The sequence below is a fragment of the Paenisporosarcina sp. TG-14 genome (assembly GCF_000297555.1).
In the GTDB taxonomy this organism is placed as follows: Bacteria; Bacillota; Bacilli; order Bacillales_A; family Planococcaceae; genus Paenisporosarcina; species Paenisporosarcina antarctica.
The window spans coordinates 55,436-71,024 of the sequence record NZ_AMGD01000001.1; the positions used below are offsets into that span (position 1 = coordinate 55,436).

The 15,589-nt window shown below is 36.3% G+C and carries 16 protein-coding genes and 1 pseudogene; 3 read left to right on the forward strand and 14 right to left on the reverse strand.

Annotated elements, in window-relative coordinates:
• Nucleotides 1-141: 141 nt before the first annotated feature.
• Complete coding sequence (locus C406_RS0100230) at nucleotides 142-2,544, forward strand: immune inhibitor A domain-containing protein (protein ID WP_017378568.1); 2,403 nt, start codon at nucleotides 142-144, stop codon at nucleotides 2,542-2,544.
• Between the two features lie 345 nt (nucleotides 2,545-2,889).
• On the opposite strand, the pseudogene C406_RS21195 reads toward C406_RS0100230, so the two are convergent.
• Nucleotides 2,890-3,036: pseudogene (locus C406_RS21195) on the reverse strand (DUF7713 domain-containing protein); the annotation flags it as partial.
• A 135-nt stretch (nucleotides 3,037-3,171) separates the two neighbouring features.
• On the opposite strand from C406_RS21195, the gene C406_RS0100240 reads away from it, so the two are divergent.
• Nucleotides 3,172-3,453 carry a hypothetical protein gene (locus tag C406_RS0100240; protein ID WP_017378570.1) on the forward strand — a complete coding sequence of 94 codons (282 nt, stop codon included), beginning with the start codon at nucleotides 3,172-3,174 and terminating at the stop codon, nucleotides 3,451-3,453.
• 524 nt (nucleotides 3,454-3,977) lie between these two features.
• Nucleotides 3,978-4,271, forward strand: a complete 294-nt coding sequence (locus C406_RS0100245) for a hypothetical protein (protein WP_017378571.1) — start codon at nucleotides 3,978-3,980, stop codon at nucleotides 4,269-4,271.
• Nucleotides 4,272-4,354: 83 nt separating this feature from the next.
• Here C406_RS0100245 and galE read toward each other — a convergent pair whose 3' ends face one another.
• The 13 genes from galE to C406_RS20910 all read right to left on the reverse strand — a co-directional run.
• Complete coding sequence (gene galE, locus C406_RS0100250; protein WP_017378572.1) at nucleotides 4,355-5,470, reverse strand: UDP-glucose 4-epimerase GalE; 1,116 nt, start codon at nucleotides 5,468-5,470, stop codon at nucleotides 4,355-4,357.
• 1 nt (nucleotide 5,471) lies between these two features.
• Nucleotides 5,472-6,353, reverse strand: coding sequence for a UTP--glucose-1-phosphate uridylyltransferase GalU (gene galU / locus C406_RS0100255; protein ID WP_017378573.1), 882 nt, complete (start codon nucleotides 6,351-6,353; stop codon nucleotides 5,472-5,474).
• Nucleotides 6,354-6,432: 79 nt separating this feature from the next.
• The gene (locus C406_RS0100260) at nucleotides 6,433-6,843 is read right to left on the reverse strand and encodes a type II toxin-antitoxin system death-on-curing family toxin (RefSeq protein WP_017378574.1); all 411 of its coding nucleotides are present in this window, start codon (nucleotides 6,841-6,843) and stop codon (nucleotides 6,433-6,435) included.
• 10 nt (nucleotides 6,844-6,853) lie between these two features.
• Nucleotides 6,854-7,108 carry a hypothetical protein gene (locus C406_RS0100265; RefSeq protein WP_017378575.1) on the reverse strand — a complete coding sequence of 85 codons (255 nt, stop codon included), beginning with the start codon at nucleotides 7,106-7,108 and terminating at the stop codon, nucleotides 6,854-6,856.
• 243 nt (nucleotides 7,109-7,351) lie between these two features.
• Nucleotides 7,352-9,148 (reverse strand): ABC transporter ATP-binding protein, encoded by a 1,797-nt coding sequence (locus C406_RS0100270; RefSeq protein ID WP_017378576.1) that lies wholly within the window; start codon nucleotides 9,146-9,148, stop codon nucleotides 7,352-7,354.
• Nucleotides 9,149-9,485: 337 nt separating this feature from the next.
• A complete protein-coding gene (locus tag C406_RS0100275) occupies nucleotides 9,486-9,974 on the reverse strand; it encodes a lasso peptide biosynthesis B2 protein (RefSeq protein ID WP_017378577.1) in 489 nt (162 codons plus the stop codon).
• 30 nt (nucleotides 9,975-10,004) lie between these two features.
• Entirely contained in the window at nucleotides 10,005-10,310 is a 306-nt protein-coding gene (locus C406_RS0100280; RefSeq protein WP_017378578.1) for a lasso peptide biosynthesis PqqD family chaperone, read from the reverse strand.
• Nucleotides 10,303-11,238 (reverse strand): HPr kinase/phosphorylase, encoded by a 936-nt coding sequence (locus C406_RS0100285; RefSeq protein WP_017378579.1) that lies wholly within the window; start codon nucleotides 11,236-11,238, stop codon nucleotides 10,303-10,305. Before C406_RS0100285 ends, C406_RS0100280 begins: the two co-directional genes overlap by 8 nt.
• Before the next feature lie 258 nt (nucleotides 11,239-11,496).
• Nucleotides 11,497-11,625, reverse strand: a complete 129-nt coding sequence (locus C406_RS20390) for a paeninodin family lasso peptide (protein ID WP_017378580.1) — start codon at nucleotides 11,623-11,625, stop codon at nucleotides 11,497-11,499.
• A 147-nt stretch (nucleotides 11,626-11,772) separates the two neighbouring features.
• Nucleotides 11,773-11,904, reverse strand: a complete 132-nt coding sequence (locus C406_RS20395; RefSeq protein WP_017378581.1) for a paeninodin family lasso peptide — start codon at nucleotides 11,902-11,904, stop codon at nucleotides 11,773-11,775.
• Between the two features lie 15 nt (nucleotides 11,905-11,919).
• Nucleotides 11,920-13,860 (reverse strand): lasso peptide isopeptide bond-forming cyclase, encoded by a 1,941-nt coding sequence (locus C406_RS0100300; RefSeq protein WP_017378582.1) that lies wholly within the window; start codon nucleotides 13,858-13,860, stop codon nucleotides 11,920-11,922.
• 101 nt (nucleotides 13,861-13,961) lie between these two features.
• Complete coding sequence (locus tag C406_RS0100305) at nucleotides 13,962-15,185, reverse strand: nucleotidyltransferase domain-containing protein (protein WP_017378583.1); 1,224 nt, start codon at nucleotides 15,183-15,185, stop codon at nucleotides 13,962-13,964.
• 219 nt (nucleotides 15,186-15,404) lie between these two features.
• On the reverse strand, nucleotides 15,405-15,589 hold a 185-nt coding region (locus C406_RS20910), incomplete at its 5' end, for a hypothetical protein (RefSeq protein WP_026045557.1).

Below are 15,589 nucleotides of genomic sequence, written 5' to 3' on the forward strand. Positions count from 1 at the left end.
TAAAAAGTAGGAACATACCCTAAATATGCCGTTACATTAGTCTATTAATAACCCCCTTAAAATAGGAGTTCAAGCACGTTGTAATGTCCCATTTTTTAGAATATTCTATTAACTATAAAGAAAATTTTAGGAGGTTACGAGTTGAACAAGTTTTGGAAATCTAGTATTACATCTGCTTTGTTTGCAGGAACTTTAATTACTGGTATGTCTGGAGGTCTTGCAAGTCCTATTTCTGAAGTTCCTCTTCACCAAAAAGTCTCTCACAGTTCACATTTTGCAGGAACGATTGACCTCTCTATTGTGAACGACGAAAAATTAATCCAAGCATTAATTAAGCGTGGTGTCATTCCTGCAAATGCATCCGAAGCACAAAAGCAAAAAGGCTTACAAAGCTATTTAGCTCTCAAAGGGAAAGAAGATTCAAATACAAAAGCTAACAATGACCCTATTGCTAAGCAAGTAAAACAAGCAGAAGCGAAGAAACAAAAACAAGCGAAAGAATATAATGATGGACTTTTGAAAGGTGATGGCAATAAAAATGGGCATTTAAAAATACAACCGGATCCTGTTGAAGAAGGAGCTTCACCAGGTGTCGTCAAACAAGGAAAACTATTAACTTTGATGGTAGAATACTCGGACTACAAACATAATAATATTCAACCCGATGAAACAGACAATTACTATGAAGACTACGATACCAAACATTTCGAAGATATGATTTTCGGTGATGATGGAGTAGAAGGTCCCAATGGGGAAAACTTTGTTTCTCAGAAACAATTCTACGAAGAACAATCTGGTGGTACTTATACGATTGAAGGACAAGCATATGGGTGGTTAAAACTTCCTCAAACTGCAGCTTACTATGGTGCTGACCGTGCATCTGGTGGTCATGATAATGTTGCTCCAGGAGGATCGAAAAAATTAGTAAAAGATACGTATGATGCGGCACTCGCAGCTGGTATCCCATTAGAAGACTACGATTTGGAAGATCCACATGATTTAGATGGCGACGGTAACTTCTGGGAACCAGATGGCTTAGTCGACCATTTACAAATCATTCACTCTGGAATGGGACAAGAAGCTGGCGGCGGCTCATTAGCAGATAATGCTGTTTGGTCTCATCGTTCAGCAGCATTTGTAGACTATGATGGTTTAGGAACTGGTCTTCCTGGATTTTATGATTATACAGTTATGCCAGAAGATGGAGCAACTGGTGTATTCGCGCACGAGTATGGTCATGATTTAGGGTTACCGGATGAATATGACACAGTTTACTCTGGTGCAGGGGAAGCAGTTGCGTATTGGTCAGTTATGGCGAGTGGTTCTTGGGCTGGTAAAGTTCCAGGTACAGAACCGACTGGATTCTCTCCTTGGGCTAAACAATACTTCCAAGCAACTTTAGGTGGCGAATGGTTTGAGCCAGCCGTTGTAAACTGGGAAGATGTTTCTAAGAAAGGTACACATTTATTATTAGATCAAGCGAATTCTCCACTTGGTAAAAATAATCAAGCTGTGCGAATAAACTTACCGGAAAAAGAAACGTTCGTGAATACACCTAAAACAGGAAGCTACGAATTTTGGGGTGGTCAACAAGATGAAATTGATACAAACATGGTAACAAATGTTGATTTGACTGGAAAATCTTCTGCTGAATTAACTTTCGATTCATGGTATCAAATTGAATACCAATGGGATTATGCGTTCGTTCAAGTTTCCACAGATGATGGTTCAACTTGGACTTCACTTGGCAATGAAAACACAACAAGTGACGCAGTGCCTGAAGCTTATCCAACTATATTAAATTCAATGCCTGGTCTAACAGGTGATTCTAGTGGTTGGACTGAACAATCATTCGATTTGAGTGAGTATGCAGGACAAAACATTAAACTTCGTTTACGTTACGCAACGGATTGGGGTACTTCTGAACTTGGATTCTTTGCTGATAATGTGACAGTAGTAGCTGATGGACAAACTATTGTAGAAGATGGTGCTGAAACAGAACCTACTTCTTTCACTTTGAATGGTTTTGAGCGTTTTAATGGAAATAAATTAATGAATCACTACTATTTACTAGAGTGGAGAAATCATAAAGGTGTAGATGCAGGTTTAGGTCATATCGCTCGTGGTGAATCGTTGATGAGCTATGATGGTGGTTTAGTTGTGTGGTATGCGGATGATAGCTATACCGATAACTGGACAGGTGTTCATCCAGGTGATGGTTTCTTAGGAGTTGTTGATGCACACGCAAATACTGATTTGCAATGGAATATCCTGAATGGCAGCCCAGTACAAGCAAGTACTCGCTACCATTTAGCAGATGCAGCGTTCGGTTTGGATAAAACTTCTGGATTAAATTTGATTTATCCAACACAAACGTTGAACTATGCAAGCCAAAAAGGTGTTCGTTTGTTCGATGACGCGAACTCGTATAGTAATACATTCATGCCGGATGCAGGTCGTAATTTGCAGTCATATGGTCTGAAAACAACTGTAAATGGTCAAGCTGCAGATAAGTCTGTAGGATCAATCGTCATTTACAAATAAGCATGAATCCCAGTAGCGTAATCGCTACTGGGATTTTTCTTTCCATCCCTACTTCCCTTCTTTTATGACCATATCAACTTTCCCGTACCTGTGTAAGACACCAATGTCCTTCAATTTATGGCTTACACAGGTACGCAAAATCTTGGCTTGAAGCGAGCGTGCGAATTTCTCGAACAAGAAAGTGGCAAATCGGCTAGCCGTGCCACCTATTAATAACTTGTGTTTAGACCTTTCTTTCTTTAAGGAGTGTAGTGAGAGTATCATCATCTAACATTGCATCGGGCTAGGTTTTCAGCTCGCTATGAACAGCAAACCTACTGCATCATAACCTTTAGAATAACCAACTTAACTCTTATTCTCCCACTCGATTTCATCTGAAGGATCCAAAGTCTCAAGCTTTATCTGAAACCCTTCATAAGCCATTACCATCTTGCCGATTTCATCCCAAGTGTACGATTTTCCGTCAACAACCAATTTAGGAACGACATCCTCATCAGGATCATAGGTACGCGAATTTTTTAATTAATTCTTTCATTAATAACAGAAAGTTCTTACATTTATGAGTGGAATATATTATGATAAAAAGAGACATGTAAGAGTACATGTTACAAAGGAGCGAATTGATAGATGAGACATAATGTTCATGTAATAATGGGATTAAATGAGGATTCAATTGGACTTGCAAACAATTTAAAAGAAAATTACGAAGCTGTTTATATATGTGATGACTCCGTTGAAATCTTACATGTACGCGAAGACTTTACCTATGTCTGTAAAGAGTTTATCCATTATATGGACCCTCTCGTTACTAAGGTTATTGTTTATGAAACACCCTATAAAACTGGCAAGATAGTTAATAAATCAAGATCGTTTGTAATGGAGAGGAAGAGTCCTGTTGAAGAGGATTAAGCTTTAGGGATTTAGAATTAAAAAGCAGCTGAGATTGAATTTTCAGCTGCTTTTTTGCGTTTAGAATTCATAAAAATGTATAGGGTTTTCTTTCAATATTCTCTTCAGGAAGAATACATAAACGGCGACAGTTCAAACTCTGGCGAAAGATTTTTAGAAATTTTTACCACTGTATCAGCTCAGGCTCTGGTTCCGGTTCACTTTGGATGGCAAACCTGCTGCATCATAACCTAGGAAGTAAAATGAATTTTGCGGCGGGTGTGCGTCCGTCGCTCGCCTTCAACGTTTACGTGCATAGGTGAAATCTCGGCAGCTCGTAGCTAACTTTAAAGGATTATTCTACGTTCTTTGAATGAAGGGTTCCACACATAACGGTATAGTTGTCCCTTCCTTTTAGATGGCTGTGATCACCTTTTTCAAATTTCTGCATTAATTAGCAGAAAATTATTTAATATATGAACGGAATATAATATGATTTAATTACACTTGTAAGAGTAAGTTGTACGAAGGAGAGAGACAATCATATGAGGACTAATGTTCATATTATTATGGGATTAAATGAGGATTCAATTGGACTGGTAAACGAGCTAAAACAGCGGCCAAATGACATTGTATACATATGTGGTGACATCGACGAAGGATTCGAAGAATGTGAAGAATTTGAAGGCTTGACCTATATCGGAAAGGTATTCATCGATGTATTAGACCACATCTTATGTAAGGTGTATATATACGAACGACCCTATAAAACAGGAAAACATTTTAAAGGAATAAAAAGATTTCTACTGGAGAGAAAGCGGTCTATTGAAGAGGAATAAACTGAGGAGATTAGGATTCTATATAGACCTGATAGGTTTGCAATGGTAGTGATAATAAGAAAAAAGCAGTTAACAAACATACTTCAACTGCTTTTTCGAGTTAGAATGTAGGAAATCGCGCAAGACTTTCGACCTTTCATCATGTTAACTTTCTCCAAGTAGTTACAATAAATCTCATGCATCTTCTTTTCCTCATACCCATTTGGATTATTTTGTTGCCAACGCCATGTGTCTTCGCACATTTCTCTAATGCCTCTTTTTGCTGTCCAATTTAGTTTTTCTTTTGATTTGATAGGGTTTGCGTAACAGACAGGAATATCTCCAGGTCTTCTACTTCGAATAGTAAAAGGTATTTTAACACCACTAGCTTGCTCAAATTCTTCAACCACTTGTAGGACACTATAACCGTCACCTGTACCTAGGTTGTAAGCATCAATTCCATTATGCTCTAGTATATACTGTAATGCTTTTAGATGGCCTAATGCCAAATCAACCACGTGAATATAATCTCGTATACCTGTTCCATCTAATGTATCATAATCATTTCCAAATACCGTAAGCTCTTTTAGTTTTCCAACTGCGACTTGTGCTATATATGGCATTAAGTTATTTGGAATACCATTTGGATCTTCACCAATCAATCCACTTTTGTGAGCACCAATTGGATTGAAGTAGCGTAATATAGCGATGCTCCAATCAGGGTTAGAAACGACTAAATCTCCTAGAATTTCTTCAATCATTAGTTTGGTTTTTCCATAAGGATTTGTTGCTCCCAATGGAAAGTCCTCTGATATGGGAACTGTTTCTGACATTCCATATACAGTTGCTGAAGAACTAAAGACCATATTATAAACTTTGTACTTAGCCATTAGTTCACAAAGAATAAGTGTTCCCGTAATATTATTATGATAATAGCTAAGTGGTATTTGGACTGATTCACCAACAGCTTTAAACCCTGCAAAATGAATAACGGCTTCAATATCATTTTCAATAAATACTTTTTCTAGATTTGCTTGATCTAACAAATCAACCTCATAGAAACCAAAGTCTTTATTAGTTATCTTTCTTATTCTTTCCAATGACTCTTTTTTACTGTTTGAAAAGTTATCTACAATAATAATCTCATAGTTTTCATTAAGTAATTCTATACATGTATGACTTCCTATATAGCCTGCGCCACCTGTTACTAAAATAGCCATTCTATTCCCCTTTTATATATGATTCTTCTAATTTCTTCTCAAATAGCTCTAACAATTGCTTTTTCAGTTCTGGTCGTTTCAATGCAAATTCAATCGTCGTTTCGAGGAAACCAAACTTATCTCCTACATCAAAACGTCTTCCTTCAAACTCATAAGCATAGACAGATTGAACTTCGTTTAGCTTTTGAATCGCATCAGTTAGTTGAATTTCACCACCAACACCTACTTGATGTTTTCCTAAGAAATCAAAAATCTCGGGGGTTAAAATATATCTACCCATTATCGCGTAATTTGAAGGGGCGGTTCCAGCAGCTGGTTTTTCAACAAAACGATTTACCTTTATTAATTTCCCATTACGTTCTTGCGGATCAATAATGCCGTAACGTTCCGTATCACTATCTGGTACTTTCTTAACACCAATTACACTCTTACCTGTCTTATCATATTGGTTCATTAATTGGGCTAAACATGGGTCATCATTTTCAACAATATCATCACCCAACAACACAGCAAATGGTTCATTCCCAATGAAGTTACGTGCGGACCAAATAGCGTGTCCTAATCCCAGAGGTTGCTTTTGGCGAATATAATGAATTTCCACTTTTGAAGTTTCCATAACCGAATCGAGCATATCCCATTTACCGTTCTTCATTAAGGTCTCTTCTAATTCAAAGGCATGATCAAAGTGATCTTCAATTGCTCTCTTCCCTTTACCAGTGACAATTATGATATCTTCTATACCAGAAGCGATTGCTTCTTCAACTATGTATTGAATAGTTGGCTTATCCACAATTGGTAGCATTTCTTTTGGCATAGCTTTTGTTGCAGGTAGAAATCTTGTCCCTAAACCTGCAGCTGGAATAATGGCTTTTGTAATTTTCACAGTCTACACCTACTTTCATTTATCTAGGTCAGTTTTAAATAAAGTCTATATAAGATTACTTATAATTCAGATAGATAGTTTAGTGTTTCACTATGAATTCACTCAAGTCTTCGCATATATTCTTAATGGCATCATCTTCTTTGTATTTTTGATTAATAGGTAAGTCAACCACATACTCTTCAAATTCTTTAGTAGACATCATTAGGCTCAATCCATGAAGATCTAAATAAGTTAAAAACACATACGCAGCTGTTTTCTGATTCCCGTTACTAAAAATATGATCAGTAGATATAGCATGTAAGTAAACACATGCCTTATCAATAACGCTTGGAAACTTGGCTTGTCCAAATAATTCCGTTCGAGGTCTTTCCAACATCGAGTAAAAGCTGCCTTGAAATTTCACTCCAGCATTGTTAGAATCATGGGTTTCAGACATGACATATTCATGAAGCATGAGTATGTCATGCGTCTTTAGGATATATGCTTCCATTCGTTTCTCCTTACCGGTCTTTAAGATTCTCAAACATGGTGTTGTATTTATTCATAACTCTGTCCATCGATTTCAACAAATTAGGATTCATATTCATATTCACAACCTTTTTCATCATAATTTCATCTGTTTCTTCATTTAAAGTGAGTTGCAAATCATCGCCTTTTTGCAAATTCAATCTCACAGCCAGTTCTTTCGGTATGCCAACGGATAAACTGTAACCCATCTGATTTACTTTACGAAAAAATTGATGATTGTTTTCCACTGTTTCACACTCATTTCACTCTGGGATTCGTGTAATACTGACTTTTGTTATAAAGAACACACCACCAATCAGACTCGCATCAGAGTGGTATTGTCTTTTAGTTTATGGAATTGTCCTGATTAATTTTGTTTCTGTCCCAGTGATCGACACTATATGCCACTAAAATTCACAAAATATTGCGTAAATTAATCAAATAAATGTTGCCTTACTCATCAACTATCAGGCACTGTTTTAAAGAGTTACTCATATACTCGACTTCAGTTGGTTACCTAATAAATGGCTAAACATTCCTTTTTTATCTCTCGCTAACTTGTTGTAGCCACCCACTTGAATAATTTGTCCGTGATCCATTACCAATACTTGATCTGCATTACGGATTGTAGATAAGCGATGGGCAATGACAATAATGGTCATGGTACCCTTTAGTTTTTCTATGGCCTTTTGAATCTTCACTTCATTTTCTGTATCTAATGCACTGGTTGCCTCATCTAGGACAAGAATCGACGGTTTACGTAAAATTGCTCGAGCTAGTACCAGTCGCTGTCTTTCGCCTCCTGATAGTCTAATCCCTCGATCACCAATGAGAGTATCTAGACCTTCTGGTAACATTTTGACAAAGTCCGCCGCCGCAAACTCCAATGCCTCGAAAAGGGATTCGTCGCTTGCTTTGGGGTCAAGAATCTTCAAATTTTCACGTATGGTTGTATTAAACAGGAATGGATCCTGTGGGATATAACTAATGGATTTTCTGAGTGACATTAAGTGTTCTCGTTTAAGTGGGATATCATCAATGGTGACCTCGCCCAGATCTGGTTGATTTAAACCCGTTAAAATATCGATTAACGTACTTTTTCCAGCGCCTGATCGACCTACGATAGCTGTCATGCGGTTAGCTGATATATCTACATTTATATTTTCAAGTGCATACGTATTTTCATTTTGCTTATATTTAAAATAGACGTTACGACAACTGATCCCAGATGTAATTTGGATCGCTTTACTATTTTTAATATCTGTATCATGTAACTCCCTTGCTTCTATACACTCATTCTGTAAGTCTATTAATGCTTTAAACGATGGGAGAGTGGACCCTAGTTGCTCTAACATAGATTGAATACTTGTAAATCTCGGCCATAACCTTGAAAAAATCACCATGATCAACATTAATTGTGCTGGCTGAGACATGAACATCTTAATTGATAAAAACACGAAAATCGCAATTAATAAAGCAGAGACCACTTTGAAGATCATTTGAGAAGTCATATTTACAGTGGTAAGTTTAATCCTATTTTGCTCCATTTTTTCACTTAAGGAGAAAAACCAGTTCATGTGGGATTCTTCTAATGAATTACTTTTGATATCCTTCATTCCGTTAAAGTGATCGGTCATTCCCGCCATGTAAGTTTGTGATAACTCATAGGATTCCCTTCCAAAAGACTGAGACTTATTAATGAATTTTCTTGAAAAAAAGATGAGGATTAATCCAAAAAACAAGATAAAACTGGTCAATTTATAGGATAAATAAAAGGCTACACCTATTTGTATCAAGGTGAAAATAACAGAAGATAAAAACTGTAAAAACAAATTTATACCAGCGCTCACATGATACGTTTCATTTGTCATGATATTGATGATATCTGATTTCCTTTTTTTAAGATAAAATCCCCAATTTGCATGGAGCAAACTTTTATAAGTGTCATCTCTTAAATGTCTGATAAAACCTTGCTGGATTTTTACACCTAAAATGGATTGTTGGCGTTTAAAAATACTTTGTCCCACCATCAAAAGTACATATATGCCCAAAATGATGATGAGACTCATTGTTTCAGGAATTCCTATGAATAAGTCCGTAATCCAACTTAGAATCGGAATGTCCGTTGTACTGAAATCTACAATTCCGGTGATGCTGATCAATGGAATTAATAAGAAAATACTAGCACTTTCTAAGAATCCTATTAACATCATGCAAATGAGATTAATATAAAGAATTTTCCCAGAATACTGATGTATGCGTTTTGTAAAGTGCAGTAGATGCTTCAATACCCGATCCTCCTATCCCAGTGCTGTTTCCCTTGTTGTCCCCATGACTGGACTATTCGCGTATATGTGGTGAAGGTAGGTATCGATATCTAAAGAAATAGGATACCTGGTACTAACATATATGACATAAGAGAATACGTATAATGGGGTTGTTGGTGCGTAGAAAACCTTGAGGGGCTGGCCTCAATATTCCCTATTAAACCTTCTCATGAGCCTTTCATTTGATAAGGATCAAATAGGTGTTATTGTCTCGATTTCTTTATGTCTAATGGGCATAATTAAAATGGTTCCGTGATTGAACGTTACAAGCACAAATCAAAAAATACATGTCAACTTCTTACAACTTCAAAAGACTTTCTTCCTCTAGGGACTGTAAGTTGGATGCTTTCGCAAATTTAGCAACTACCGTGAATCTCTCCATCACCTCAGCACCGGAGATATAATAGGGCCCACTACGTAACCACGCATGTGCAATGAGATCTCCTTTTTCATCTTTAGCCGTACCAAGATAGAGAGTACTGTCAATGTTTCTTTTCTCCAACATGTTCATGGCTGCAATGGCCTTTACCAGACATTGGCTTTCCCAAAAAGTATAGCCACTCATTAATTGAATGGCTTTAGATACACTAGCTACATCCTCTTTACTCGACGGAACAAGTGAAAAAGAAGTCTCTTTCATTGGTTCGCCAAGAGTTGGGGCCACCTTTAAAAATGGGATGCTCTTGAGATAACGGGCCCGACCTAATTGAATAAAGGCCTCAATAAGTAGAAACTTAGTTTTCCTATTCACCTTTGAAAAAGCTCGAGCCTTTTTGATAATCTTCATGGTTGCCTCCTAGAGGTTAATAGAATGAAACTAGGAATTGACTTTATCCTCGATCGTAATTAAGCCATCCTTTTTCAATTGACTTAAAAAGTCAATGACTTGTTCCTCACATTCAGTTTGATCCACATCGTATTTAGATCGTAAGTTTGCAACTAATTGTTGACTAGTCAGAGGTTCCTTTATAAGGTCCCAAATCTCTCCACCCAATTCACCTAAGTTATAATACTTCCCATTGCGAACACTTAACATCACTTTTTCTCCATCCATATCACTTACGATATTTCCAGGACTTTGACTATATAAATGGTTCGTTGTACTTTCTAGGTTTTTAATCATCTTTTCCCTCCGCTGCTATTGTCGTTAAAATGAGATCCACTAATTCATGAGCTGAAAAACGTGTTGCCGGTCTGCGTAATTGATAAAAATCAATTTTATTGATCATTTTGCTACAATGAGTAAAATGCCAATCCATTAACCCAGAAGCCTCGATAAAAAAATTACGGTACGTATTGTAATACAGCGTATAAAATCTTTGGAGATTTTGAATAGGTTGAAGATTTATCTCATCATTGTCTCCCTTGATCAATTCAAATACACCAGCAAGTGGAAGTGGTTCGGTAACAAACTGAGAGTGAACAGGAACAGCGAATTTATTTTCTCTAACAAAGAGTGATTTATAATTACTTGATTCCATTTCAAAATGATGTAAGCTTTCTAACCATAATTTCTGTTGCGGATATGCTGGGGTTACCATGGGTATGTTGTCACTAGTAAGGGATACCGGGATGACATCATCACTCAAGAGTTTATAGCCTCTTTTTAAAAATGCAGAAGCAAGAGTAGACTTCCCAGCTCCAGAATCACCCACAATTGCATATGTCTTTCCATCTATGGCTATCGCACTTCCATGTATGGGAAGGATTTTTCTTTGCATTAATATGGCGCCCATACAAGTCCCAAGGATAAAAAGACGAATTTCATCTTCATTAGCCCCCTTATAGGGTGATACTAAGATTCTGCTACCATTTTGAATCAAAAACAGGGCTGTTTCAGAGATATTAAACATAATCCAGTCTTTCTTAATGACAAAATCATCATCGTCAATTGAATGCTCTGACCATAAAGTCGTAAGGTCAGCTTTTTCTATTACAATATCTATTCCAACATCCTCTATGTTGAGAGGAGGAATCTCTGGTAGAGGAAATTCACTTGTAATAGTTAACCCGAATGCTTTGTAAATCGTTTTTTTTTCAACTGAGAGCATATAAAAATTCCCCTTTATTAAAAAATTTCTGCAAATATCCGTTAAAACACGTGGGGAGATGAAATAGTTCCGGCTCATTAACATTTGTAGTAAGAACAAAGTCAGGAGAAAAGAGGATTACTATAAATTTTTAGATAAAGCTCCCTAAAAACCTTAAAGATTTTTAGGGGCTAAAATCTATAATCTCGCGAGCCACAAGGTTCCATCTGCACGAATCCCAGCAAATTTTTAGTGAGAACAAAATCAATTACTCATTATTTAGCTTTCTGTTTTTCTATTATTGAAACCTCCTTTACTAGCTGCATCTGGGTACTCACCATTATCACCACCCATTGTCATATTTACTTCAAGAACTTCTAGTTCAGGTTTCTTCCATTGTTTTTTCATCGTATTCACCCCCTCTCAATCAAAATGTCTTAAAAATAGATAAATGATTAATCTACCTATTAAAAACTAATAATCAGGATGCGTGGCTCACTTTGACTTTTGTCCCTGCTCAGTAAGAACAGAATCAAACGCGAATTACTCTTTCATTTAACTGAAAGTTACATCCCCTTTAGGAGTGTCACTATTAAAAGCTGCATCTGTGTACTCACCATCAGTACCAAGCATTGTCATACTTACATCAAGAACTTCCAGTTTGGGTTTCTTCCATTGTTTTTTCATCGTATTCACCTCCTCTCAATCAAACTGTTTTAGAAATCGATAAACGATTAAACAACGCATTAATAACTTATAATCAGGATCTGTAGCAAACTCTACCCTGGGGCCCAGCTCAACCTTTTGTAGAGCTACCTTTATTGCTTGACCATCTAAATATTCCAAAACTCTTTTATCCCTACTAAGTTGCTGCGCCTCAGCTATAAATATTTCCCATTGAGGTATCATGCGATGAACCCAATCCGCACCTTGAACACCTCGAACTCGTTGATTTAGCCTGACTTTGTCAGGTAAATAATTTTCTGTTGCTCTTCGAATTAGCGCTCGATCTACTCCATTTTGTACATATTGATTTTCTGGTACTGATAAACAGAAACGAATTAAACGAATATCATTGGTTGGATCGCGTTTCCACACTGAGTAACGTAATGAAAGTTTGGCTGCAAGCGTACTGCTTGCATTCCACTGAGAAACATCTTCAAAGTGTTTTTTTCTTTGACTAAAACTATCAGAATTGGAATACCATCCAGTTTGGTCAATTCCGTATTCTTTAAATTTGATATAAACACCCATTTTTTTTGCGAATTCAGGGTTAATTAGAGCAGGGATACTGTAAGTAGTCCCCTGAGGAAAGGCTCGGTCAATCATTGGAAATCCAATTCTTGCGATAGTAGGAAGACTACCTAATCTAGCCACTCCTGCATTTTCTCTATACTGATCTAATTCTTTAAAAAGTCGAACCCATTTTAATTTCTTTAAAAGTGTTGAGTAATAGTCAAAAGCGTCCCCCCAAGATATAGTAAAATTACCTCTGTCACCATTAAGTAATATCCCTATGTCTTTCTCATGAGCTTTTTCGAACATGCCCTTTAACCAAAAGGAGTTTTCAAAAAATTTATATGGCATTTCCATAATTTTTAGAAAATCATCGATTTCTGAAAGGGAGTCTTTGCCTTCAAAATCATGATAATGATCTGAAATACCACCAACATACTCAACAGTTGACTTAATAAAAGGTCTCTCATCTGCCACTAAATATTTAGGTGTATAGTCTTTAAAATCATCGGGAGGAATATAACTAAATGTATGTAACAATTTTTTTTCGCTCTGTAGATTCTTTGCAGCAAAACCAACAACCGCTCCTGAATCCAAGCCCCCACTGAGTTGTGACCCTACTTTTCGGTGTGTCCTTAATCGTGACGTAACAGCTTCCTGAAAAACACTTTGAAACGCCTCGACATATTCTCCATCTGACTTAAGTTTTAGTCTATTCCCTTGCGTAATATATGAATATCGTTTAAGCGTTACTTTATTGTTCATCACAGAAATGCTATGAGAGGGAGGTAACTGTTCTATATTTTGATAAGGCGTAATGGAGGAGTCGACACCATCAACCATTCCCGATATCGCCAAATACTCAGCTAGCCACTGTTCATTTAATTTTTTCTCTATATAAGGCAGCGCAAGTAAGGGCTCGATTAATGTACAAAAAGCCAAGGTTTCTTGGTTTTTGTGAAAATAAAGAGTTCTACTCCCAGAAAAATCTCTTGCCCCAAATAGTCTTTGTTGTCTCTGATCCCAAATCATGAAGGCAAAATCCCCGACTAAATGTTTAAGACAGTCTTCCCCCCATTTTTGATAACTTAGTAGTATAAGTTGACTATCAGTAAGAGAAATTCTATCGACTATCTCAATAGGTAACAGGTCAAATAATTCCTGACGATTATCTATGATGGCATCAGCCGTTATAACCATTTGTCTTTCATAATCATAAAATGGGAGCGTCTCCTGCACCGACTCAGGTGTAATCCACTGGGCATGGCTGCCAAGAAAAACTTTATGATCATTCCATATCTGTCTACTATCAGCTGGAAATTTTTCTAGAGATTTCATTAATAATCTACCGTGCTGAAGTCTCACAGAATCTTTATTGAACTGATAAATCCCCGTAATTGCGCTCATTTTTACCTTCCAATCCGAAAGTTAATTGATCAATAATTAGTGATTTTCATTTTTTTAGTACTGACACTTTTCAAAACCCATCCCTTATCTCTTTTAAAGATTCACTTCATAAATGGCGATTTTCTCCATGCAAATAAAAAAGGACGTAAAGGAAAATATAAAAAGTGTAGAGGTTTAGGCAACCTTAATGTCGATGCGTCTTCAGGACTTGGATATAATAATTCCACAACAAAAATAAATTTTTGAAGATTTGACATCATTAAAAATAAATGACGAGTAACGAAGACTGACTGTAGATTCGCCATTAATGAAAAGTGATTATGCTTCCGTTCTTTTCCTACTGCATCTTTAGACAGGTGTTTAATGTGTGAATCACTCATTTCACTAATAAAGAACATGGCCAATTGCGCTAGCTTTCTAGAGCGTTTTCCTGTAGTAAATGTTTTCATATCTTTATTGATTGGCGTTTTTAATAGCTGATTAGTTAATATTAGAGCTTGTCCTAACTGATATTGTTGGTACTTTAGGAAGAAACTAGAGTTATCAGTAGATATTCCTTTTCTTATTAATTGGTCAATATCCGCTAACCATCTAAGACGAAACCAACCATGCCTAGTGCCATGAGTTATAAGGAATGAAAATAAATCTTCTTTGCCCAGAAAATTGACTGGATAACTTGTGAGCTTACTTACCCTCTTTCTTTTCCATAACTCATTAAAGCTATGTCCTTTATAAGATGGAGGATGAAGTCTCCAATGAATTTCAATCTGGATTCTTTTTTGAGGATGAAAATAAGTTACATGGTGATCCTTCCATGTCCACATAAACGTATTTAATATCCCCACCCTCTCGTATCCTTTACTTAATAGAAGTTCTTCTGCTCTAATTAAATCGCTTTTGGTAATGAGAATATCTAAATCTTTAGAAGTTCGCAGGGATATATCTCCGTAAATGTCGGCAGCTATGACCGGACCTTTTAAGTAAAGGAGCCGAATTTGATTTTCCGTAAACAATTTACTGACTTGTTCCATTTCTCCACTTAGGCGAAGCATATTAAATGTATTTTTTTTATATTCATCGCCTAATAGTTGAATAATCTTTTGAGGTATCAGTTTTTGTTCTTTCATTTGAACCAATTTTGTATAAATTAATGGATATACACGATGATGAATAGCTAATTGATTGAATAAGTCCCAATCAATTTCTGTAAAAAATTCATTTGTGAATGTCAAATCACTATCGCCATTTTCCGTAGTCATAATTGTAAGTATTAATGTTAATTCCTTGGGGCTGGTAGACAAATCAAGATCATAATTATTATTCATTTTTCCACCTTCCAAATTCCACTAAATTTAAGAATAAAATAGGCACAAAGTTCTTAATTACTTATAATTTTATATCATATAAATCATTATACCTAGACTATCCGCTTTATATTGTCGTAACACGCTGTCTGATTAGTTCTATTTTCACACTACTTTATATAATTTCGTCGAATATTGTATTTATTTAGTTAATTCACACATGAAAGTCATTAATTTTCGTTATAAAAACCATATTTTATTCTCTCCATAAAAATAAAAAAGAAAGAATTGAGTCATATAACTTTGCAACAAGCCAAGTTTCCAGCTCGCTATGGACTGAAAAACCGCTGAATCATAACCAGGAGAGTAAGAATCATGCGTGGGAAATGCGTCCGTCGCTCGGTGACTACAGCCATGAAAAAGTG